A 25,052-nucleotide genomic window follows, 5' to 3' on the forward strand; every position below is an offset into this window, starting at 1 on the left:
GTCAATTCATTTACACTATCTACGCTTGGTGCAACTTCCTTTAATTCGGTTAAAGCTTTTTGAAAAGCAGCAATGTAATCTTCATAAGGCTCCATCAAGATGGTATCCTTGGCTTGTTTATTCGAAAATAACGCAATGGCTTCGTCTGTAGCTTCTTTTAAATTTCTGAATACCACAATGTTTCCATGGGATTTTTGCTTGTTCAAAATTCGGTTGGTTCGCGAATAAGCTTGAATTAATCCATGGTATTTCAAGTTTTTATCTACGTATAAGGTATTCAAAGATTTACTATCAAAGCCTGTCAAAAACATATTTACGACGATTAAAATATCTATTTCTTTCAATTTAACTCGTTTAGCGATATCATTGTAATAGTTGTAAAAGTCTTGGCTTGATTTGGTTGAATATTTTGTCTTAAACTGGAGATTGTAATCTTCTAAATACGATTCTAAAGCTTCTCTATTATTGGTATGATAAGTAGCTTCTGGTTCAGCAACAAGACCTAATTCTATATTGGTTTCACCATCAGCTCCATCAAACTCTTGATTGGCTTCGTAAGAAAATATGGTTGCGATCTTTAAATTGTGCTTGCCTGCTTCTTTCTTTGCTTTAAAAGCTTGGTAATATATTTTTAAAGCATCAATGCTACTTACGCATAGCATGGCTGTAAAATTTTTGTAGTGGGTTTTAATGGGATGCGACTTGATGATGTAATCGGCAATTTTTTCAATTCTTTCTTCCGATTCTAGCACTTCTTTGGTGTTGATATCTTCTACATCAATATCTACGAAATTGAGACTACTTTCTGCTTTTTGTTTATATCGCCCAACATATTCTATTGAAAACTTAAGCACGTTTTCGTCTCTAATGGCATCGGTAATGACATATTTGTGTAAACAATCTCCAAATAATTCTTTGGTAGTTCGTTTCCCTAATTGATTTTTTACCGCATTATCGGCAAAAATGGGTGTGCCTGTAAAGCCAAAAAGTTGAACCTTATTGAAAAAATTAGTGATGCGTTGATGTGTTTCACCAAATTGAGAACGGTGGCATTCATCAAAAATAAAGACCATTTTTTCATTTTGTAAAGGCTTCATTATGGCTTCATAACGCTTGCTCATTATGGCATTATTTAGCTTTTGAATGGTGGTAACCATCAATTTAGTGTCGTTACCAAACTGCTTTACCAGCTCTTTTGTATTGTCCGTTCCATCTACGCTACCATCTGAAAAATTATTAAATTCTACCGTAGTTTGATAGTCTAAATCTCGACGATCTACTACAAACACTACTTTGGTAACTTCTGGAATATCTTTGATTATTTGACTTGCCTTAAAGGAAGTTAATGTTTTTCCTGAACCTGTGGTGTGCCAGATGTAGCCATTTTTGGTTGAGTTTTTAACCCTATCAATTAACTTTTCGGTGGCATAGTATTGATAAGGTCGTAAGGCCATCAAAATACGGTCGGTTTCAGCTAATACGATGTATTGACTAATGAGTTTGGATAATTGACAAGGCTCTAAAAAGGTTTCTGTAAATTCAGATAACTGGGTGATTTTTGAATTATCTTCTTTTGCCCAATAAAAGGTTTGTTTATAGTTTAATGCGCGTAAACGGTTGTTGGCAAAATACTTGGTATTTACACCATTCGAAATTACAAAGAGTTGAACCAATTGAAATAAACCCGAACCTGAACCAAAGGAATGACTTTTATAGCGTAAAATTTGACGGTGTGCTTCGGCCATTTCGCAACCACGACGTTTGAGCTCGATTTGTGTTATGGGTAAACCATTGATTAATATAGTAACATCATACCGATTGATGTATTTGCCATCTATGGTAATTTGGTTAGTAACTTGAAACTGATTTTTACACCAAGCTTGTGTATTCAGAAAATCGAAATATAAAATGTCTCCGTTATCTCGCTCGATGTGTTGCTTTTGGCGTATCAGTTTAGATCGCTCAAAAACGGAACCTTTGTTAAGGATATTCAATACCCGTTGAAACTCTGTAGACGAAAGCTGAACAGCGTTATGCTTTTCAAACTGCTGCTTCAAATTAGCCAATAACTCCGTTTCGTTTTTGATAACTATTTTTTGGTAACCTAAACCTTGTAATTGCTTTAGGAGCTGTTCTTCAAGTGCTGCTTCGCTTTGTCTAGTCATTTATTTCTGTATAATTATCTAAGGTAGAGCTTACTGTGTAGGATTAGGTGTAAATATAGTTAAACGCTGAAAAATAAGACTTCAAGATATAAAAAAAAGACACACCCTGGGACGCTGTGCTAATGGGTAGCGTGGTGTGTACTGTCGCTGCAAATTTATGTTTGTTTTTTATTTCTGTAAAACATTTTCTCTATTCGATGGATTGATTTAAAAATTGTTTTTCAAGTGTTGCTTCACTTTATCTTGACCCTAGTTATCTAAGAAGATTTTACGATAGGTTTCTTCTATCCATTTTACTTCGCTTGCATTTAATGCTGAAAATTCTTTCTTCAAAGCTCGTTTTGAAAGTAAACCTTCATTTTGCTCTAAAAAACGAACTAAGGTAGCTAGCATTTTATCGGGCATTTCAAAATTTTCATCTATAAAAACTTTAAATTCATCATACTTCAATAAATAATTAACTTCTTGTGGAATGATTCGATTTAGCGTATCGCTAACACAATCATACAAAAATTCGGCTTGTTTGGTGGCATTAAAATAACGATAAAAGTCAATAGTTTCATTTAAAACTTTCACATTATGGTCTTGGGTTGTTTCCCAATCAATAACATCTAACAAAGCATGAGAATAACTTTCTAACACTTTTTTGTAATCTTCAATATGGTCTAGGATTGAAGCTGATATGGGAAAAATGACACCTTGTGATGTAAATCCTTTTTTGGCTAAAATATGATGAATAATGTATCGGTGTAAACGGCCGTTACCATCTTGAAATGGATGTATAAATACCATCCCAAAAGCTATAGATGCTGCCGCAAGTACTGCGTCAAAATCTTCATCTTGCATGCGTTGGTTGGCATCTACTAAACCATTTAATAGTGCTGATAAATCCTCTTGTTTGGCAGAGATATGTTCTGGAATGGGTTCGCCCGTAAACCGATCATGTTCACCCACAAATCCACCTTCTTTTCTTAAACCTAGCTTAACAAATCGAGCATTTTCAATAATTATTTGCTGTAAACGTTCTAATTCTTCAATGCTTAATGTTTTGTTTCCTGCTTGACCAATGGCTTTTCCCCAGCGCGTGGCTCTATTAGTACCGGGATTTTCTTGCTCTATGCTAAAGGATGCTTTAGAATCTTTTAAGAGCAAAAATGAAGATGCGCGCTGTAAAATAGCGGCTTGAAATCTAGCTAGGTAGTTGTTTTTTTGCTCTGCTAACTTCGCTTTGATGTAGCTTTCTAATTTCTCAGTTTTGTCTATTAACGGACAAAATTCTTTTGTTCCTGGTAGATTATTGATGAGCCGATGTCGCGCGGATTTTGTACCCGCAATGGCGTATTGTAATTTCTCGTTTAGTAAAGGCACATAATTACCTGTTTTTAAGTATGGAATATCCAGTTGTTCGTCAAACAACCACTCATACAAAAACCATAGCTTTCTACTGTATTGACCGAGTGCTTCAGCAATTACCATATTGGCAATTTGCGCTTTATCAATACATGTAAAAAGCTTTTTAATGACTAAAAGATTAACGCCTTCATACTTTAAAGCAAATACCAATTGTTTATATAAATTGTCTTCAGGCGCATGTCTTGGTGTCAACACCAGCCATTGTGCAGTGGTGTAACGACGATTTTTAGTGCTGATCAAAGCTAATCGTTCAGGTAAAGGCACATGTAGTTGATGCGCTTCTATAATAGCGCCATAGCCCACTAATGTGCCGCTTTCCGGTGCTTGTCTCCCGTGAAAAACACGTATATCAAGTGAATAATGTTTAATATTCATGGTTTAAGATGAAAAACGTTTATTTTCAAATGTAGCTGAAAAATGATTACCAACAGTGAAAAATGCTTATTATTTCGCTGAAATATGAAAATTACTTAAAACTACACAAACATTTTCTGCAACAAACCTTTTTTAAAGCTTTGGGGTTGCTCCAATTGCTCCTGCGTGTGCGCTATTTTTTGGTCTACGCTACTTAAAAAATTAGCAATTTTGGTTTTTCGAGCTATGTTGACTTTACTTTGTTCTGACATAATCTTGGTAATGCTAATTTTTATTAAATTATAATTGCATATATGTAAGTATTCTTATATTTGTTTTAATTAAAGTCAATTATACAATTCTCAAAAATATAAGTCGACTCGATTAGAGCCGTTTGCTTTAATAGGGCCGCAACAAAATCCTCGGTTTTTGAACCGAGGTTTTTTTATTTTCTAACAATACCCAAACTATCTTCTTTACTTGCTCTTTTTAGCAATATTGGTTCAAATTTATTAAATTGATATTCTAAACCATATTTTTTTAAACTTCCTTTTGGAAATTCTTTTCTATACAATAAATGAGCAATAACATCTACCGTTTGAATAAAGTAAGATTGATTTGAGTTTCTAGAAAATGGATCTTCTAAAATATTGTTTATAGGGGCATTGTATGAACCATTATCATAATGAGATGGTATAGGATTATAAACTCTCATCTTTCGCTGTAAATTTTGAAGTTTTATACTATCAGTATCATCTATTATAACTAAACCTTTGTCTTTAGCATCTTTTTTTAAATAAGTATCATAACGTTGTAAAAGTCTTGACCAAGCTAATTCAAAAATATCAGCTTCAGGAAATTCTTCTACCTTCAAACAAATATTGATGATTTTCGAATTGCAAAAAATCATTGGTATTTGACTTGCATAATCTTTTAAAATATTTATCCTATTGGTTTTACGTATGGCTTGATATTTTTTTAAATTATTGATTCTAATTAACTCTGATGCATGTATTTCAGTTCTCTGATTTAAACCATATTTTGTATAAACAGATTTACGAAAGGTTTTTAAGTTGGATAAGCATAAAGACCAATCATCTTGTGCAATAATTAATCCTGATAATATAAAATGCGGTGAGCTATATTTATGCTTACCAGGATCTCCGCTTTCATCTACATAAAGTATATGCATATATCATAATTTTTACACAAACATTTTCTGCAATAAACCTTTTTTAAAGCTTTTAGTCTGCTCCAATTGCTCTTGCGTGTGCGCTATTTTTTGGTCGATGCTACTTAAAAAATTAGCGATTTTGGTTTGTTCAATTAATGATGGCATTTTTACTTTACAATTTCCAATTTCTCCTAGGTTGATTTTTTTTGGAAAGGCAACGTGAATTGTTCGTCTCCATAATTCCTTTTGAAAGATTAATGAAGAAATATATTGATTCAGATAACCTGAGTTGAAACTTTCATTTTGTTTCAATAATGCAAGACTAACATAAAATGATGCTTTCACATCCCAATCTATGAGCCTTGATGTTCCAATATCTCCAATACGGGTCATTAATATATCGCCTCTTTCAAGTTTTACCCTTTTATTTTCTTTCTCAAATACTTTTTCTGAGATATATTTTGTTTTAGTGAATTGATTAGATGTTATATGTTCAACACTATAAAACGGTATGCCTTCACTAACATATTTTGGTGTTTGATGTGTTCCATCATAATAATTCAAAATCTCCCCCAACTTCTTCTCTTCCCATTCAGGATAATCACTGCCATCATCTTGCCCTTCGGCTCCGCTCAGGCCGCGCTTAAACCGCAACTGTGGTACTTGCCCTGAGCTTGCCGAAGGGAAGAGCTGTTGCATCACGCCTTTTTTGTATTGTGCTAATGCAGTTACTTTTTGTTGGAGTAAGTCTATTTTACGATCGACTTGACTTAAAAAATCGGCTATTTTTTGTTGTTCGGGGAGTTGGGGTAAACTCAATTTTAATTTTTTGATAGCTTTCAAAGATAAAAATGGTTGAGCACCACCAGAAGCTAATTGATGTTTGAGTCTCTTACTTTTTTCCCTTTGTATTTGGGCTAAAAAATAACTGTCAACAATATTTTTATCAGGTTTAATAAGGGCTACATTTTTTAAACTAAATTCATATTCTACATTAACCCTGGAAACAGTAGCTGTTCCAGCACCAATATTTACCATTAGTATGTCTCCATATTCTGGGTTACATCTATTGTAGATTTCTTTATGATCTTTTTCGCTTAAATAATAACAATTTTTAAAATCTATGTTACCGTCTTTTACATGAATTGCAGTAATATATGGTAACCCGTTACTTTGAGTTTTAGGAGTACTATGTGTACCATCAGTTACTTTCGTAGAAATATTTTTTATAATAAAATTGCTCCACTCCCCTTCAAATTCAGGAAAGCGTAATTCAGGCACGTTAGTTTCAGTTGAAGATTTCATTTTAGTTTTGGGTTTCAGGGTTGTTTCGGCTCCGCTCAACAACCGTTTTATCGTCAATAGTTGACTGAGCGGAGTCGAAGTCAACCGTTTCATCGTCAATAGTTGACTGAGCGGAGTCGAAGTCAACCGTTTTATCGTCTATAGTTGGCTGAGCGGAGCCACACGTAGGCTGAGCGGAGCCGAAGCCAACGTGTGAAGTCTCATTCAAACATTTTGCTAAATCATGCAGTTTTTCGGGAAAACCATTTATTAGTGCTTCTTTCTTTTTTCTGCTCCAACCTTGTATTTGTTTCTCTCTGTAAAAGGCTTCATCTATTCTACTAAAGGTTTCAAAATAAACAAGTTTAACAGGCAAATGCTTTTTGGTATGATTTGCGCCATCGCCGTTTTGATGCTGTTGCAAACGCCGTTCTAAATTTTTGGTGCTACCTGTGTAATAACTTCCATTACTACATTCTAAAATATACATATATCCTATAAATGTCATTAAAACGGCGTATTTAAATTCAACTCCTGGCAATAGCCTTCAATTTCTTTATCTACTTCGGTGATGTCTTGGTTCAGTTGCTTCAATTCTTGGCTAACCGCTTCTAAATCTACAGGTTCTTCTTCTTCAAAAGTATCTACATAACGGGGAATGTTTAGGTTGTAATCGTTTTCTTCCACTTCTTTTAAACTGGCTACATAGGCGTATTTATCTACATTTTCGCGGGTTTGATAGGTATTGATGATTTTATTGACATGTTCTTCCGTCAGGTAATTTTGTGTTTTTACTTTTTCAAATTCCTGAGACGCATCAATAAATAAAATATCCTGATCGTTTGGGCGGCATTTTTTAAAGACCATAATGCAAGTCGGTATGCTGGTGCCATAAAATATATTGGCAGGTAAACCAATTACGGCATCCAGTTCGTTTTTTTCTTTAATGATGAATTCCCGAATATGGCCTTCGGCTGCACCACGAAATAATGCGCCATGGGGTAAAACTACAGCCATCGTGCCTTGCTCGTCTAGATGATACAACATGTGTTGCACAAATGCATAATCGGCTTTCGATTTGGGTGCGAGTTTGCCGTAATGACTAAAACGTTCGTCGCCTAAAAACAAATCGTTGGCAGACCAATTGGCTGAAAATGGCGGATTGGCGACAATGGCTTCAAATTTCTGATCAAAATGCTGTGGTTTCTCTAAGGTATCTTCTTGCCGAATATCAAAACGCTTGTAATGTACATCATGCAAAATCATGTTCATGCGCGCTAAATTGTAAGTGGTTCGGTTGAGCTCTTGCCCAAAAAATTGCGCTACGTTGGTTTCTTTAGCCACACGCAACAACAACGAACTACTCCCACAAGTGGGATCGTAAACCGATTTTATTTTGTCTTTACCAAGGGTAACGAGTTTAGCTAAAACTTTAGAGACTTGTTGTGGGGTGTAAAACTCACCAGCTTTTTTTCCTGCTCCACTGGCAAACTGCGCAATTAAATATTCGTAAGCATCGCCTAAGACATCGCTTTCGGTGTCTTGTAATTTAAAGTCAATTTTATCTAAATGTGCCAAGACTTTAGCAATTAACGAGTTTCTGGCATCAACGGTTTTTCCTAATTTGGTAGAGTTGAGATCTAAATCTTCAAACAAATTACCAAAATCATCTTCAGAATCCGTTCCCATGGTGCTTTGTTCAATATTATTGAGAATAGCGGTTAGGTCTTCAATAATAAAATTGCTTTGGTCAACCGCTTTTTTGTTACCCCGTTTGGCAATTTCAGAAAACAACTCGTTGGGCATTAAAAAGTACCCCAATTTTCCTAAAGCTTCTTCCCGAACGGCATCAAGGTATTCGGCATCGGTAGCATCATCAGGATTTAAATCTACAAATTGAAGGCCATCATCCTTTAATACTTCGTCTGCATAAATATGCATTTTTTCAGATAGGTATTTAAAGAATATAAAGCCTAAGATATAATCTCGAAACTCGTCTGCATCCATTTTTCCACGGAGTTCGTTGGCAATATTCCACAGTTGAGTTTCAAGTTGTTTTTTATGGTCTTCGGACATGTGTTTGTATTTGGTTTTAGAATGGTCTAATTTAGGGTTTTTGTATTTGTAAAGCTAGTATTGGGCTGGAATTTCGAGTATAGAATGTTCGAAGTAAATTTATAATCTAAGAAACTATTCAATGGAAAATAGATTTGCTATGAATGGAAATTGAGTAACTTCGGTTTAAAAATTTATCTAATTAAAAAACCTAAACCAAATTGATTATGGTCTTCATCCTAAGTTTGCTTTGATTTTTACTCAGTTAAATTCATGCTATAGTACAAGACATTATTTACAGCAAATTAGAAATTAAATCTTGGTGTATTGAAATTAAAATGGCGGAAAATTTGATAAAAAATCCCGCCAAAAATGCTTTTAAGAGTCTCGACCAAGAAACATTTAAAATCTTCTCGCTGCTCTTACTCTGTAAGAAGACAATTTATTATTATTTATAGTATTTCCAGTATTGAAGGATACGCCTTGCGCACTGATATTATTGTTTTCAGTGGAACTCCAATAAGTAGATAGACTATTAAAAGAGCCTAAGCCTTGTGCATGAAGGTTCAGGTACATTTGGTCTAACTCCTGGCGTGCAGGCAAAAACCAGTCATCAAATCCATTAAATGTATAATTGTTACATAATCTAGCTGCTATGTTTGTTCCTGTACAATTATCTACAATATCTTGTGTGTTTTGGGGGCCGTTTCCTATAGCGCTTGGTTGGCTACCAGGAATTAAGCTACCAGAACAACCCCAATCGGTTCCTGTTGACAAATCTACTGGATTTGCTTCCATATAGCGCCAACCATCACTGTATGATCCTTTATCATAAAACACCAAACCACCAGCTGGTCCTGTATCACCAAGCTCGTAAGAAGAATTCGTTTGAAAAGATACTTCGTTGCCATAAATTGTTCCACTGTTGTTAGTAGCATAAGCTCTAACATAATAAGTCTGACCAATGGCTAATCCTGTAATTGTGGTATTAAAACTCCCTGTTCCGTCTCCAACTATTTCAACATTATCAGTTAAATTAGGCGAAGGACTTGTATCATAAACAAAACCACGTTCAGTTACAGCAGCACCACCGTCAGAAGTTACATCGCCACTAAAATCAGCTTCGGTTGGACCAATATTTGTTACAGGGTTTGTTGTAATAGTGGCATATCCAGATCCCATCCATTCAGGTGTTCCATTTACATTAAGTTGAAGTACTTGACCAGGGGAACCAACCGGCACAATTACCCATTCTGAACCATCCCAATAAAGCATATCTCCAGGATTATTACCTGAACTAGCTACACCTTGTGGGCCTGTTAAATCTGAAGTGGTAAAACTACTACCGTCACTAAAGTTGAGTGTAAATGTTCCGTCATTGTTATCGGTCGTAGATGTAATTCCAACGCCATCATCGCCGTCTTCTCCATCAATACCATCGTTGCCAGGAGCGCCTATCGGGCCTTGTGGACCTGTTAAATCTGAAGTGGTAAAACTACTACCATCGCTAAAGTTGAGTGTAAATGTACCATCGTTATTATCGGTCGTAGATGTAATTCCAACGCCATCATCGCCGTCTTCTCCATCAATACCATCGTTGCCAGGATCGCCTATCGGGCCTTGTGGGCCTGTTAAATCTGAAGTTGTAAAACTACTACCGTCACTAAAGTTGAGTGTAAATGTACCATCGTTATTATCGGTCGTAGATGTAATTCCAACGCCATCATCGCCATCTTCACCTGCCGGTCCTGGTATAGAGCTACCAGACTCCTTGGCATATAAGGCATAAGGAACACTCATCAACTGACTTGTTCCTGTAATGCTGTAATTTGAACCGCCTGTTGGATCAGTTTCGGTTTTAATAAAATAAGGGCCAGCTGACCAGTCAATAGTTGTAAAATTACCGCTAATTATTGTTCCTGTTCCAATTTCAACACTCACTAAGCCGTTTACGTTAGTGGTTGGCGTTTGGGTTTCTTGATAAACTACGTTACCGTTATCACCACCTTGCAGGATACTTAACTGCATACTAACTTGATTATTAGCAACTAATTCGTTAGCACTGTCTCTAATAACACCTTGGTAACTCATCTTTTCTGGGGTTTGACCAAAGACGTTTGCAGCCATTAGTATGCTTATTAAAATAGTAAATACATGTTTCATTGTTTTCATGTTTTTAATTTAAATTCGTTTTATTTATTTTCGATACGCTTCGCTATCGGGACTAATTAGACTACGTATTTTTTTCAAAAATACTATATCATTGAGTTTTAATTACTTTAAAGGATTGTACTTTTTGGCTTTCTTCATTTTGTATGTGAAGGATGTAAGTGGCTGAAGGTAAACCTGATGTGTTTATTTGTGTTTGCTGACTTGTAATTTCACCTTTCTTTAAAGCTTTGCCTAGTATGTCGTAAAGCTGGTAAGAATACCTCTGGTTATTAAATTCGTTTATTTGCAAGGTTAAATTACTAGTAGTAGGATTTGGAAATACATCAACCGAAATAGAAGTCCTAACTTCCTTTATAGCTAAACTGTAAATTTCATAGGCTTGTTGCACACCTTGAGCTGCACTACCATTACTCGCTGTGTTTGTAGTGTAAACTACCTGACCTACACTGTAAGCAACTGTACCACTACTGCCCGATGCATCACCCCCTGAAGTATTGATTGATTCTTGAGCTTGTGCTAAACTAATCCAAAACAATATTGTTGTTAGAAGTACAACGGACTGGTTTAAATTTTTTATCATCTTTTAATTACAAATTTAGTTAAAAATTTAAAATTTTTTAATTGTTAAAGCATATTTAAATTCATTGCATTCACATCTTTATAACCTGAGTTCGATTAATATTTTTGAAAGTTTTATTGCAAAAAAAAGAAATAGCTTTATATTTAAAGTGTTGAAATTCAAATATATAAAAGCTATTTCTTATCATAACTTACACCAAAATTACTGATATTCTTGGTCTTGTCGATGAGTTTACTCAACAATTAACTCCCATTTTACATAAACATAGTTTAGGCAATAAGTCTAAAACACTACCTGTCATGAGTCAGAGTGAAATTATTATAATTATGAATTTATTTCACATCAGTGGCTTTCGTTTATACAAGTTGCTGATAGAGAATCATTAAAAAACGAAAGCTTTTAAAAAGGAATATTTGGAAAACTATTTGCCGATAAAAGATACATTTCTAAAAAGAATGAGAAGCTTTTATTTGTTGACGGTTTACATCTCATTACTCAACTTCGTAACAATATAAAACAGCCTAATGACTCTTTCTGATAAAAGATTACTTAGAAAATATATGTTATTGAAACGGTAAATAATGACTTAAAAACAACTTGCCTGACGGCAGTAAGGTGTGTCAAGTTGAACATTCGAGACTTCGATTAATCGGACTTAGAGTTTAAAGATAATATTTTTATTGGAAACAAAATTATCACTTTACCGCCAACTACCCCATAAACTTCGTTAAGTAACACTTCATGATAATATTATAAAACAAATGTTAACTACCCTTTTGTGTAGGATGTGTAATAAATGGTTCAACTAATTTTACAGATAACTATTTCAATTTTAATTATTTAATCAAGCATAAAACAAAAAATACGAGAAGGGTGAATAAGATAATCCTAAAATTAATTTTAATCACAAACACATTAATAATTCAAGCCCAGGTAGGCATAGGCACATTAAATCCAGACGAATCAGCTATTTTACAGCTAGAAACCAACGAAAGAGGCTTTTTACCACCGCGGATGGATACTGCACAACGGGACTTGATACCATCGCCAAGTGCGGGTTTGATTATATTTAATACCAGCACCAATTCTATTGAATTTTGCGATGGAAATAATTGGGTCACCTACAACGAACGCGCAACGACGCCTGTAAATACCAATCCAGCGCCAAGTGGAATAGGCGATGTAGGCATAAACACCACAACTCACGATGTGAATGCTATTTTAGATCTTGCCACTACCAACCAAGGTTTTTTACCACCACGCCTAAGCACAAATCAACGCAATAACATCAGTGACCCACCTGCTGGTTTACTGATTTTTAACACCGATACAAAATCCTTGCAGTTTTATACCAAAGCAAATTGGGCAGACTTCGGCGTAAATGTAGTCATCTCCATAAAAGGAGAAATATGGATGGACCGAAACTTGGGGGCGAGCCAAGTAGCCACTTATCGCACCGATGTAGCTAGTTACGGCGACTTCTACCAATGGGGTAGAGCTGCCGACGGGCACGAGAAGCGAAATTCACCTACTTATAGTGCTGTTCTAGCAACCGATGGCGTTTCCAATTTTGATAACGACCCAGCAAATGCAAGGCATGCTCTATTTATTTTACGTAATAGTGGTAATCAAAATTGGGTAGACCCTTCTGTTTCAGGAGTAGATGATTTATGGCAGGGTGTTAACGGTACCAACAACCCATGCCCAACAGGATACCGCATACCTACCTTAGCCGAGTTAAATGCAGAACGTTCAAGCTGGACGGCACTTTTGACTCACCTCTTAAATTGCCCGTAGCGGGCGGTCGCGCTCGCACGAGTGGCTCACCAAAGCGGAGAACTTGTCATAATCGACAGGTTCTCCTTTTTTATACTCCTTCATAGCCTTTGTTATCATTGAGATTACAGAAAATAACAAATTCACTCTTGGGGTTCGAACTTTGTTATTTGACTTGTCATAACCCATTCCAGTTTAAATTTATGATAATCGAAAGATATTTACCATCCAAAATTTTAATATCTATCTGCTATTAATAAATTGATTACGTGTCGTAAGTTGTTAGTGCCTATTGGTATTCACCAAGTATAGATTAGCCATTATAATTTAGTAAAATATCTTTTTAGTAGATTTTATAATTACTCAGATACTTCTTTTAAATACATGGTTCCACTTTTTATTGTATTATCTTCTAAATAAAATTTTTGTAGCATAAAACCTTTACCAACAAAACTTCCATCACCTAAACTACTTACATTAATAATTGAATTAGCTGTATTGATGCCAAACCATTTAGTTTTAATGTTTAGCTTGCTTCCATTTTCATTAAATGTCCAAGTAGTTTTACTACCTATAAAGTTTTTTTTGTAGAAATTCCTATTAGCCAATATTTTAACCTTGTCTTTATCCATTCCCTTTTTAGATTATTAGCCTTTTTATTTTTTGCCTATTTGGCTGCCTGACTTTTTTCTTATTTTGAAATATTGAATTCTAATAATCGTTTTTTTAAAACTTCCCACTATATAATTAGACTTATACTATAAACCAATGCAGAAATTATTAATAACATAAAAAATCCAAGTAAAGGTTGTTTTGGGTTTTTAGATTGTATCTCTTGTAGTGTTTCTTCCCAATAATGTTTTCCATTTTGTTTAAAGTTGAATAAACGGTAATGGAATAAAATTAAATAGGTAAATGAAGTCGAAAACAATAAGGCAATAGCTAATGATATACCTAAAATAGCCAAAAACTTACCAATCATTTTTAATGGGAGATCTACTTTTTTCTGTTCTAAGTTTGTTAACTCACTTTTTAGTGTTTTAAGCTTATTTTCAAATTGTTTATTAAGAGAATTTAATGTTGTGGTTTTATTTATAATTAAATCTTCAACTTTGGTTATTGAATCTCTTGCTGCTTCTCTAGAAATAAATGTAAAATCTCTTGAAACTTTATAAGTGTTTGGCTCTTCATTGGCCACAAAATCTTCTGTAGGTTTAGCAGTTCCGGGAAGTAATTCAACTTTTACATCTTTACCTGTCCAAAGTGTTATATCTCCATTTTGGTTGACTCCTCTTACTCTAATTGTGCCCGAAATGTTGCCCCAGGTTAGAGTAATATTCGGAGTTGTGGTAGTTTTACTACCAAAAGGATGTTGCCATTCGTAACTATCATAGCCATCTTGTGCTGTATATTCTACAATTTCATTTTCACAAACTATTTGTTTTCCAGATGGCGCATTTATAGGAAGTCGACGTGCTTCAACACTTACGTAAACATCAGGTACATTTAAAGAGCCACAACTATTTTCTGGAACAAGGCTTATTTTGTATTCACCAGATTGCCACCATCTATAGTTTAGAATAATTGATTGATTGTCTTTACTAGGTTGAATGCCCTTCTCTAAAAAGATTTCACCATCTTTTTCAATTAAAAATTTATAATTAGTGCATTGGCTAATACTTGGAATACTAAAAAACTGTTTTTCACCTTCATAAGCAATACCATCAAATGTATGTATTTGTTTATCTTCAATTTTGTTTAGTAAAATAGTTAAATTCAGCTTAGAATTCTCAATTGCCTTTATTTGTTCGTTTTCATAAGTAGTTGTACTATCTTTCTGCTTCAGAACGAAATTTATTTCATTTTGGGTAGTTGAAATTTCACTTTCAACTTTACCAAAACTAACTAAATCTTGTTCAAGAAGACTTATTTCACTAATCCAAGCTTCAAAGTCACGACCAGTGGTTTTTTCTACTCCAATGTTGAATACGAAAAAGATTAATAATGGCATGATGCCTACAATACTTACACCAATTAACTGAAAAGGCTGTGCATAAATTAATTTTGGTAATCGTAGTAAAACCTGTTTTAAATAATCTAGTATGTTTAATTTATCCTTATTATAATAATAGGGAGCTAAACATGTTACTGAAGTTATAAATGCAATTCCCAATAAAAAACTAAAAGGAATCAAAATTTGAGAGATAGAAACCCCTGCTGCTGATAATGGATACACATTTAATTTTTCTATTACAACTAAAATAATTGTAGATGTAGCTGAGATGGCTAGCCATATTAAAGTGGTAATTATTGTAGGTTTTACTTTAATATTATCAAACTCACTAACATGTAATGCAATAGAACTAAATATTGTGTATTGAAATAGTACCAAAAACAAAAAGCTTACTACTGCTAAAGAATAAAGATTTGGGAACAAAAAATAAATACCAGTTAATACGCCACCTGTACCAGTTAATAATAAGAGTTTTTTTACCGATATAGATATGCTAGATGTTTTGAAAGCGTATTTAATATGTTGGAAAGAATATTCAAAAAAGTACCAAACAAAAAGTAAAGGGTAATGCCAAAATAATTTTGATAACCAAAATACTGTTGGATGAATAACTTCGAACCAGATAAATGTAATGAATGTACAGATTTTAGACCAAACATAAACTAAGATTGACCAAATCTTTTTAAATAAAAAAGCCAATAGCTCTAAGATTGAAACAATCCCAAAACCAAACCAGACCAGGATATTGTATAAGAAAACAAAGGGTAAAAACAAAAGTGAAAATCTTGCAGACCAATTATTTTCAGTAAGCCATTTTTGATTAATAACTTCGATATCTATAAGACCCTTAGGGGTTTTGTTTTCAATTTTATGTCGTAAGTAACCAATAATAACAATAACCATAAAAATTAAAACAGGAAGACTTGTTTTAAGTAGCTCAAAAGGATCAAGAATAAATACATTTTTCATAATAATTAATTTTTGTTAAATTAACACAATATCTATTTTTTTGAAAAAAAAATAGGGGATACCATATTCTACTCCTATTTTTTAATACAGAATATGTATAGACAAATTTTATTTATCTTAAGTGTGAACAAAAACAATTTGTTTTTTTTAAAAAAAATGTAAATTTATGTGTATAAACCAATAATTATGTGTTACAGATTGTATTTCATCTTTTTTTGTAGTATGGCTTTTGGGCAGAGTTTTAAGCTAGATAACAATCAAACAAGTTTTTGGGATTACGAAACCCAACAGCCTATTTCTATAATAAATGACTCCTTATATTATTATGGAAACGATTTTCAGCTTAAAAGTATACCCAATCTTAATATAGACAAATCGGATTTATCATATATGATTCCGGTTCATATTAAAGGAAAAACTTATTTATTTGATCGAGCTGGTGGTGTAGTGGTAGAATATGCTAACCAAAGCTATAAAAGACACGATAAGTCTTTTAGTCATAAAAATCTTTTTTATAGTGCATATTTTACTTACAATAATGAAATTTATATTTTAGGAGGTTATGGTTTATTTACAACTAAAAATATATTAATAAGGTATGATTTTGAAGCGAGGGAATGGTTTTTAGTAGATACCTACGGTGATGTTCCGGAGTATATTACAAGTGAACTCTTCACGGTAATAGATAATAAGTTATATTTTGTTAATAGCGGCAACCGTAGAAGCAATAGTCTACAGAAAAGTGTTTATGTCTTAGATTTAAACACTTTTAAATTTAAGTATCTTGGTAAATCTAGTTTCGATTTAGAATCACACATGCAAATAGAACAACTTCATGATGGGCGGCTTGCCATTATGGATTACCCTATAACCCAAGTTTTAGATTTCACAAATAATTCAGTTTATGAAGTAAAACTAAAAACGTTCTTTACGAATCAAACAAAATTATTAAAATACGATATCAATACTAAAACCTATACATCAAGAAACCGTTCAACGGGAACTTATACATGTACATATCAAAATTTTAAGGCTTCTCATTTCGAACTTAAATCTGAAGATAGTTCGCTTTTATACGAGCCTGTAAGCCAAATGGAAGATAAATATAAAGTGCTTTTATATCCAAGCATCCTAATAGCTTTTTTAGGCTTGAGCTTATTTGGTTTTAAAAAATACAAGAACTTCAACAAAATTAATCTTAACTTAAAATCAATGTCGCTTAGCTGTAAAGGCCGAAAAATTGAAGTTTTAACGGAAGAAGAAAAACAACTATTTTTTTACCTAGCCAAGCAATCGGGGTTTATAGAGTATTCAGAGTTATTAAATTTGTTTGATAGCGATGCATCTTATGAAACTCAGAAGAAAAAAAGACAGCAGCTTCTAACTCAAATTGAAGACAAACTGAAACTTTATATACGTGCTGATGCAAAAGAGATTTTTATTATTAAAAAAAGTTTGAGTGACAAACGCAACAAAGTAATAAAAGTAAATCATCAATTTTTTACAACATCAATTTAGTATTTAGCTTATTATTTAAATATTTAATTGCTAACTTTTAATACTTTAGTCAGTTTTTTTAAATTAAAATTCAAAGAAAAAACCTGCTGTCTATTTCTTATTTCGTTATAAATATCAATGTTGGATGTATATTTTTTAAAGAAACTGTATTTTTTGTTACACGTGCTGAGCATGCATAAAAAATGTCTAATCTTCAGGATTGTTTTTTGAATTTTAGCAAAGTTCACTACACAGGCTTTATCAATAATTTTAAATTGAACTTAATATTAATCGATTTACTAAAGAACAATTTAATGCTTTAGAATTTATAATAAACCAGAACTGATAAATTTTAATTAAAACTTCAAATTAATTGTACGATTAATTATAAATGTCAAAAAAATTCAAATAATTATTCTCTTATTTATATATTAGCTAAATAATTATTCATTAGGTTATAAGGTGGTTTTTTGAATAACTTTTTTTGAACACTAACCACATTATTTTAAACTAGATAGCTTATGGAAACTAAGTTTCAAACTAAGAAAGAAAAGAATAATGACTTTTCTATCAGTTCAGTTAATCAAAAGAATCCTTTTATTAACCATGAAAGTAAAGAAAAGATACGTAATAATGAAGATGAAGCCAATACTGTAGCGAAGCAGCTCCCTAACAACATAAAAACAAATGCAGAGCATTTGTCGGGTATTGCTTTGGATGATGTTCGTGTTCATTACAATTCTCCCGAACCTGAAAAGCTATCTTCATACGCTTTTGCTAAAGGATCTAATATTCATATTTCTTCAGGGCAGGAACAGCACTTGCCACATGAAGCCTGGCATGTTGTACAGCAAAAACAAGGTAGGGTGAAGCCTATTCTTGACAATCATATAAATGATGATAAGGCACTCGAAGATGATGCAGAAAAATTTGGATCTGAATTAACTAAGGATATAAATACAGACAAGAACCAAGATACAGACCTAATGTCTGTAAGCCAAAATGATAATGTTACGCAATTAATGTCATGGCCTTTTGGTTCTAAGAAAAAAGAAGAAAAAACTGATAAATCAGAAGATACTGGTTTTTTTGGTGGTCTTATGAATAAAGCATCTGGATTGGCTAAAGACTTTATTGGTGAAGGAGGTATTTCAAACGCAATCTCAGGTATAAAAGATAATTTTATGTCGGGTAGTATGGGTCAAGCTTTCGAAGGTTTCAAGAATAATGGAATAGATGGTTTAGCTGGTTTCGATTTTAAAAATGGTATCGGTAATTTGATGGGAGGAAACTTTTCTGACATATCTAGTGGCCTTTTTAATGGTGGATTTGATTTTATAAAAAATAAGGGCATGGAAATGTTGGGATCTAGCGATTTTGGCAGTCAATTATTAAATAAAGGCATGCAAGCAAAATCTGCTTTTGATAGTGCTAAGGAAGGCGATTACAGCGGTGCAATGAGTTTAGGTAAAGAAGCTTTGAGCCAGAGTGAAATGGGAAAAAAAGTTTTATCTAAAGGAGAAGGAATTTATGAAAAAGGCATGCAAGCAAAATCTGCTTTTGATAGTGCTAAGGAAGGCGATTACAGCGGTGCAATGAGTTTAGGTAAAGAAGCTTTGAGCCAGAGTGAAATGGGAAAAAAAGTTTTATCTAAAGGAGAAGGAATTTATGAAAAAGGCATGCAAGCAAAATCTGCTTTTGATAGCGCTAAGGAAGGCGATTACAGCGGTGCAATGAGTTTAGGTAAAGAAGCTTTGAGTCAGAGTGAAATGGGAAAAGAAGTTTTATCTAAAGGAGAAGGAATTTATGAAAAAGGCATGCAAGCAAAATCTGCTTTTGATAGTGCTAAGGAAGGCGATTACAGCGGTGCAATGAGTTTAGGTAAAGAAGCTTTGAGCCAAAGCGAAATGGGAAAAGAAGTTTTGTCTAAAGGAGAAAACTTAGCAGATAAAACAAATAATAATGAAGATTTAACTGAGCTAAAAAAGAGCGCAGGTAATATAGCTGGTAGCGCAATGGGAGGTTTATCAAAAAAAGTTATTGGTGGAGCAGGCATACCAGACTTAAAAGGTATGGGAATGAATTTGCTTAAAAGCTTCTTCTAATTATATAAAATAGTTATATGCTACATAAGTTTCAAGATGTTTTACATAAACTAGGGTTCAGTACAAAGTTTTCGGCTAATGATAAGGATAGTAATAATCATTTGTTAGTTCATGTTGAAATTGACCCTGTTAACAATACAACTGGTTTTGTTATCGATATTTGCCAAATAAATAACTTTGAAAAAATGTCAGATGGAATCTCTTTGTATCAATATTTTGTTGATTTAAAGCTTTCTAAGGAGCAGCACACCAAGCAATCTATGAAAGAGTTATCCAAATTGTTTCACTATATAAATATGACTTTAGCAGTAGGTAGTTTTAATATTTTACCTGATAATAGCTTAGCATTTTATAAATATAATTTATTGATTGATGCTGAAAAAGAAACTTCTTCTTTAGAGATAATGGTAAAAATGATCTGGTTAATCAACGCTCATCTTAATGCGTACACTTCATTATTTACTAAAGTACTAAAAAGCGAGCTCACTTTTAATGAGATCATAGAACGATCTTTATTAAAAAACCATTAATTAGTTTGTTCCAAAAGATTTACCTTCTTTACTAAGTTCTTTTTTTATTCCAGCTAATACGTGATTTTCTTTTATGTTGCTTCCTAGTTTTTTTGAACTAAGCCAAGCGAATTGAATAATATTCTTAATATTACCACCACTTAATTCGTATTTTTCTGAAATAGTCTTCAAAAAATGATCAGGGAAATCAACAATATTTGAAAATGATTGTTTCCAGAGTTTGTATCTTTCTTCTGTTTTTGGTAAAGGGAAATATAGGTGAGACTGAATTCTCCTAGAAAAAGCCTTATCAATATTTGGTTTCAGATTAGTTGCTAGTATAACTAAACCATTATAATTTTCTATACGCTGAAGTAGATAGCCCGTTTGCTGATTGGCATATTTATCTTTAGAATCTTTAACTTCTGTTCGCTTAGAAAATAAAGACTCTGCTTCATCAAAGAAAAGAATCCATCTTCTGTTTTCTGCTTTATCAAAAAGTCTGCTAAGGTTTTTTTCTGTTTCACCTATATATTTAGAAACTAACTGAGAAAGATCTACTCTATAAACCTTTAAATTGTGTTTTTTTCCTAATAAAGCAGCGGTTAATGTTTTACCTGTTCCAGGTGAGCCATAAAATATGCATTTATATCCTGTATTAACAATTCTATTTAAATAGATATTGCTTTCAATTTCTCTTTGATGAGATATCCAAGTTGATACGTGCTCTATTTCATTAAATAGTTGTTCATTAACAATTAAGTGTTTCCAGTCTAATGTAGTTTTTAATTCTTTTGCAGGAAATGAACTACTATATCTAGGAGAGTAAGATTTTCCTGTTACAATTAATTCATAGTACTCCGCGGTTAAATTTATGCTTTGATTTAGGCAATGATCTCCTTCATCAATAGGTTTAAGAACCAAAACTTCATTGTGGTTAAAAACACGCTTACTTGTAAATCGTTCTATAAAATTAAGTTTGTCTAGCAAATTATCGTTATAACATAAAAATGTAGCAGTTGCTAATGTAGGCTCAAAGCGACCAGTCGATTTATCATATAAACCACCAAAATTGGCATAGTGCGTATCAAATGTTTTATTTTTTAATAATAAGGGATCAAATAGCTGCGGTTTTACAATTTTCGCTAAGGCCATAGCTATAATTATTCTATCAATATCTTCTAATTCATTTTGCATTATAAATTTTGCAAAAACACTTTCATCTCTTGTTAAAACTGGAGGCAAGGGATAGTCGAACTCTTCTTTAGGGTTAAAAAAATGGCTTAGTCTATTATTTATAAGCAATTCTAACCATTCAAGTTCTTTTAAAATAGTATTTGCGTTTTCTTTTATTGTAAGATGTTCCATATTAATAATTCCAGTTTACTAAAATTCTATTTTTCATAAAGCTTGTTTGAATCATACCAATATTCCAAGGAATGGTTTTTAATAATAAATCAAAAGCTTTGATTTCTACTGTTAATTTATAGTCTTTTTCTTTGTATTCTAGTTCACCACTTCGTTGTAAAAAGGTTTCTTGAAGTGTTTTTATGCTAGTTTTATTTAATTTTTCCCAATTTTGAATGATCGCATTCAATAAAAAATTACAAGTTTCTTTATCATGTTCAGTTAACTCTATTGTAGTATCTACAAAACCCATAACATCCATTCCACAAATAATTTTGTTGAGTGCTAAAGATTCTTCGTTAAAATCAGACTTGAAATTTACGATATATTGTGATAACAATACAGCTTTTTGCTGGGCGTAATCGTCAATAAATTTATTTTTATCTGTTAATTTTAACTTTGCAAACAAGGTGGCAAGAAATGGCCAAGTAATTATTAAACCTGCATTTTCGATTATGATTACAGCACCTTTTTTTATTTCTTCACTAATTTTATTATGCTGATTTGTATTTTGTTTTTGGAATTCTTTTGCTTGTTTTACCTGTTCTTTAATTGAATTTTTTAGTTCATTAATTATGTTTTTTTCTTTACCATTTTTCGAATTCTCTTCTATGTCGACAAGCTCAAGTTGGTTTTGAATTTTAAAAAGTTCATTTGTTGGAAGTTTCTCGATTTTTAAGAGCTTTATTACTTCTCTTATTATTTCAATAGGATTATTTATAATAACCAATGCTTTGGACCAAGCAGACATAGATGTTTGTATTTTCTGGCCCTTTAAGTGCTTTTCTATAATTGTATGTAAAGATGTTTTGTTTAAACTTAGCATTACATCTTCAAGTAATTGTAAAGAATGATGCAAATCTGGATGAATTAATTTTAATAATTCCTGGTGCTTATGGATAGGATATAGATGAAGCAAGAGTTTGATGTTTTCTTTTGAATGACCTATAGAATGAATAAAGATTTTCCACCTTGTTAAATTATATGCATTAAGCTTTGTGGTTAGTTTAAAAAGTTCTTTTACAGATTTTATTTCTTCATGATCTGGAATAGCTCCGAAGGATAAATAATAGATTAGTAAGTCTAGGCTATTTTCTGAAGCTAATTTAGATGTATTTGAAGTTGAAAGTTCATTTTTGAGAATGAAAAATTGATCAATTTGAAATTGACTTAAAACTTTTTGTGATGGATTAGTCCTAAAACTTGTCATTTCATTATTTATCAAACTTGCTAATTCATTAGCTATTTTTTTAGGTAACAAATTCTGTATTTCAAAAGCTAATATTTTGAGTTCAGAGATTTTTAAATTTGCTTTTGCCGTAAAAAAGCGATTTAATATATAATAGCTTGCTTTTTTAGATTGTTCGCTAGAAGTTGAAGAATCGATACTATTTTTTAGAAGTTGATACACTTTTTGTTTAAGAAGTGTGTTTATAAAGAGATTATTCATGATCTCTGTTTTAACCTTATTTAAGTTGGTTAGACTAAGCAAATTTTTAAAAAAGTTAAAATCATTTTTAGAAAATTCAATGTACTTCCCTAAAACTAAAATGTTTTTATTCAAAAATACTTTTACTTCCTTCTTTGTTATGATAGAACGGGTTTTATAGCCTTTCGGAAACTTTCCGTTAACTATAAAATACTCAATAAACATATCCATTTCGTTAGATGTCCATTCTTTTTTATGAGTGTAGACTGTAGTAAATAAGTCTATGTCTTCTTTTGTAATTTGATCTATAATTTCTTCTCGATTTACCTTGGCTTCATCTGAGAGCTTAGCAACTACTTTTTCTAAAACAGATAATCTGCTATCATCTAACCAAGGCTTAGCATTAATAATTGCCGAAAATATACTTTCAACGCGAATGTTTGATGAAATAGATAAAGGTAATAATGCTTTAAATAATTTAACCGATAGCTTTTTTTTGCCTTCTAATACTTGGAGTAATTGAACCTGGTTATCTATGTTTTTTGTTTTAAACAAATTAATAAGCCTTGGTTGAATTTTGTTGTCTGAAAATACGCTTAGTAAAAACTCTGTAGAGTTACTTTTAATCTTGCTTTCCATAAAACTGATGGCATCAGCTATTTCGTAGTTTTTATAAACCGACCAAGATGGGACACTGTTATATTTTAGAATATGAAAAAATAAGTCACTAAAAAAATATTCTTTAGATATGTTTTTATCTAAGGCTATCTGATGCCTAAAAGTTACAAACTCTAATAGTATTCGATTTAGTTTTTCTTCAATTCCTGTAATTTTAATTTGTGTTTTTAAATATAAATTGAGTGTTTTTAATTCTACATAATTTGAAGAGTTTAGCTTTTCTATAAAGTTGTACAAAAATACATAAGGCTTAAATTGGTTTTTGTTGTATACAAAGGAATGCATTAAAATTTCTGCACGTATAAGGGGTTTAATTACAGAATCGTTAATTCTTACAAAAACACCTTCATCATAAAGTTTATTCAACAATTTCTCAGCCTTAATAATATCTTGATTAATAGTATTGAATATGGTTTTTATCTGTTTGTTCTTTTCTGGTTTTAAGGATAAGCTAGCTAGTAATACCAATGCCTTATGGTTAGATTGATTTGCTTTTAAAAAGTTTTTTAAGTCTTCTATATTTTCAAATAGATTATTAATTTTTTCTTGGTCAAATAATATCTTTTTGTCTGTGGTTTGTTGGTTAAGTTTTTCTTTGTTATCTAATAGCTGGTAATTAAGTAGATAAATGAGACGTTCTGCAATGAAACTGCTCTTCGTTTTATTTTTAGTGAATTTATATTTTTTACCGAGTATATGATTAACCACTTTATTTAGCCCTTTTTGGTTTTTTTTCCATAAAAAAACCAAAGAGTTATTTCTGTTTAAGGATTTAGACCACTTAAGAGAACTTGTTGTTTTTGTATTTTTTAAATTTTCAATTTTGTTACCGTCTATAAAATCTAATAAACCATACAGTAAATTTTGCTTATGTAAGATGATGAAGATTTTACTCAATTTATTCATTTCAGTAACATCTGAGCTGTCAAAATTATCTTTAACTAACTTCTTCAACTCTTCATTTAATACAGCTTCCTTTTTTGCAACTTGTTCTAAATGTTGATGATTAATATTTTTCCATATCAGTTTCCAAACATCTGTAGCTTTATGCTCAGCATTTTCTAATAATGACTTTAGTTTTTTTTCATCTTTTGCAGATAAGTGTAAAAGAAGATTATTATTGGTAGTTGATTCAAGAATTTCAGTTAGTAAATGGCCTTTCCACAGTTTTTCTGATTCTGTTAGCGCTTTTTTACTAGTGAAATTAGTAGTAGACAATAATTCTATTAATCGCACTACATCAAGCTTTTCTTCTTTTAATAGATGCTTTAACTTGGTCAGTTCGTCATGCTCAATACTAAGATTTTCGTTGTTTAAATACTCTTTAACTTGGTCTTTTTCTTTCTTAGCTTTTTCAAATAAATGTATAAACTCGTCTGTTTCTTGGGCTAAGTTTTCTGGAAAATTAAAATTCTGATGTATAAACTCCCATAAAGATTTAGCAGTTACTTGTTTGTTCTTTACAAATTGA

At 32.3% G+C, this 25,052-nt stretch carries 17 protein-coding genes and 1 pseudogene; 5 read left to right on the top strand and 13 right to left on the bottom strand.

The features are described 5' to 3' along the window. The 9 genes from IEV63_RS11900 to IEV63_RS11940 form a co-directional block, all read right to left on the bottom strand. Nucleotides 1-2,165, bottom strand: a 2,165-nt coding sequence (locus IEV63_RS11900) for a type I restriction endonuclease subunit R (protein ID WP_188407035.1), incomplete at its 3' end; no start/stop codon positions are given. A gap of 249 nt (nt 2,166-2,414) precedes the next feature. Then, complete coding sequence (locus IEV63_RS11905; RefSeq protein ID WP_188407036.1) at nt 2,415-3,953, bottom strand: Fic family protein; 1,539 nt, start codon at nt 3,951-3,953, stop codon at nt 2,415-2,417. Nucleotides 3,954-4,054: 101 nt separating this feature from the next. Then, entirely contained in the window at nt 4,055-4,204 is a 150-nt protein-coding gene (locus IEV63_RS11910) for a restriction endonuclease subunit S domain-containing protein (RefSeq protein ID WP_188407037.1), read from the bottom strand. Nucleotides 4,205-4,377: 173 nt separating this feature from the next. Then, the gene (locus IEV63_RS11915) at nt 4,378-5,124 is read right to left on the bottom strand and encodes a DUF3800 domain-containing protein (RefSeq protein ID WP_188407038.1); all 747 of its coding nucleotides are present in this window, start codon (nt 5,122-5,124) and stop codon (nt 4,378-4,380) included. Between the two features lie 12 nt (nt 5,125-5,136). Next, the gene (locus tag IEV63_RS11920; protein ID WP_188407039.1) at nt 5,137-6,411 is read right to left on the bottom strand and encodes a restriction endonuclease subunit S; all 1,275 of its coding nucleotides are present in this window, start codon (nt 6,409-6,411) and stop codon (nt 5,137-5,139) included. 1 nt (nt 6,412) lies between these two features. Then, on the bottom strand, nt 6,413-6,898 hold the full coding sequence (locus IEV63_RS11925) for a GIY-YIG nuclease family protein (RefSeq protein ID WP_229737250.1): 486 nt from the start codon (nt 6,896-6,898) through the stop codon (nt 6,413-6,415). After that, nucleotides 6,898-8,466: a type I restriction-modification system subunit M gene (locus tag IEV63_RS11930; RefSeq protein ID WP_188407040.1), complete on the bottom strand. Its 1,569-nt coding sequence runs from the start codon at nt 8,464-8,466 to the stop codon at nt 6,898-6,900. The genes IEV63_RS11925 and IEV63_RS11930 overlap by 1 nt, the downstream gene beginning before the upstream one ends. A gap of 381 nt (nt 8,467-8,847) precedes the next feature. Next, nucleotides 8,848-10,617: a DUF8740 domain-containing protein gene (locus IEV63_RS11935; RefSeq protein WP_188407041.1), complete on the bottom strand. Its 1,770-nt coding sequence runs from the start codon at nt 10,615-10,617 to the stop codon at nt 8,848-8,850. An 88-nt stretch (nt 10,618-10,705) separates the two neighbouring features. Further along, nucleotides 10,706-11,197 (bottom strand): T9SS type A sorting domain-containing protein, encoded by a 492-nt coding sequence (locus tag IEV63_RS11940; protein ID WP_188407042.1) that lies wholly within the window; start codon nt 11,195-11,197, stop codon nt 10,706-10,708. 364 nt (nt 11,198-11,561) lie between these two features. Here IEV63_RS11940 and IEV63_RS13180 point away from each other — a divergent pair. Further along, nucleotides 11,562-11,848 (top strand): annotated as a pseudogene (locus tag IEV63_RS13180) (transposase); the annotation flags it as partial. Nucleotides 11,849-12,070: 222 nt separating this feature from the next. Next, nucleotides 12,071-12,994, top strand: a complete 924-nt coding sequence (locus tag IEV63_RS11950; RefSeq protein ID WP_188407043.1) for a phage tail-like protein — start codon at nt 12,071-12,073, stop codon at nt 12,992-12,994. A 338-nt stretch (nt 12,995-13,332) separates the two neighbouring features. Here the strand turns inward: IEV63_RS11950 and IEV63_RS11955 are convergent, their stop codons facing one another. Both IEV63_RS11955 and IEV63_RS11960 read right to left on the bottom strand, forming a co-directional pair. After that, nucleotides 13,333-13,605: a hypothetical protein gene (locus IEV63_RS11955; RefSeq protein WP_188407044.1), complete on the bottom strand. Its 273-nt coding sequence runs from the start codon at nt 13,603-13,605 to the stop codon at nt 13,333-13,335. 107 nt (nt 13,606-13,712) lie between these two features. Beyond that, the gene (locus IEV63_RS11960) at nt 13,713-15,956 is read right to left on the bottom strand and encodes a PKD-like domain-containing protein (protein WP_188407045.1); all 2,244 of its coding nucleotides are present in this window, start codon (nt 15,954-15,956) and stop codon (nt 13,713-13,715) included. A gap of 186 nt (nt 15,957-16,142) precedes the next feature. On the opposite strand from IEV63_RS11960, the gene IEV63_RS11965 reads away from it, so the two are divergent. The 3 genes from IEV63_RS11965 (at nt 16,143) to IEV63_RS11975 (ending at nt 20,088) form a co-directional block, all read left to right on the top strand. Then, nucleotides 16,143-17,474: a Kelch repeat-containing protein gene (locus IEV63_RS11965; RefSeq protein WP_188407046.1), complete on the top strand. Its 1,332-nt coding sequence runs from the start codon at nt 16,143-16,145 to the stop codon at nt 17,472-17,474. A 500-nt stretch (nt 17,475-17,974) separates the two neighbouring features. After that, nucleotides 17,975-19,558, top strand: coding sequence for an eCIS core domain-containing protein (locus tag IEV63_RS11970; protein ID WP_188407047.1), 1,584 nt, complete (start codon nt 17,975-17,977; stop codon nt 19,556-19,558). Between the two features lie 17 nt (nt 19,559-19,575). Continuing rightward, nucleotides 19,576-20,088 (top strand): hypothetical protein, encoded by a 513-nt coding sequence (locus IEV63_RS11975; protein ID WP_188407048.1) that lies wholly within the window; start codon nt 19,576-19,578, stop codon nt 20,086-20,088. Here IEV63_RS11975 and IEV63_RS11980 read toward each other — a convergent pair whose 3' ends face one another. Then, nucleotides 20,089-21,435, bottom strand: a complete 1,347-nt coding sequence (locus tag IEV63_RS11980; RefSeq protein ID WP_188407049.1) for an ATP-binding protein — start codon at nt 21,433-21,435, stop codon at nt 20,089-20,091. A gap of 1 nt (nt 21,436) precedes the next feature. Further along, nucleotides 21,437-25,052: contractile injection system tape measure protein (locus IEV63_RS11985; RefSeq protein WP_229737251.1), on the bottom strand; the 3,616-nt coding region annotated here is incomplete at its 5' end.

The sequence above is a fragment of the Psychroflexus salis genome, from assembly GCF_014640175.1.
GTDB classification, from domain to species: Bacteria; Bacteroidota; Bacteroidia; order Flavobacteriales; family Flavobacteriaceae; genus Psychroflexus; species Psychroflexus salis.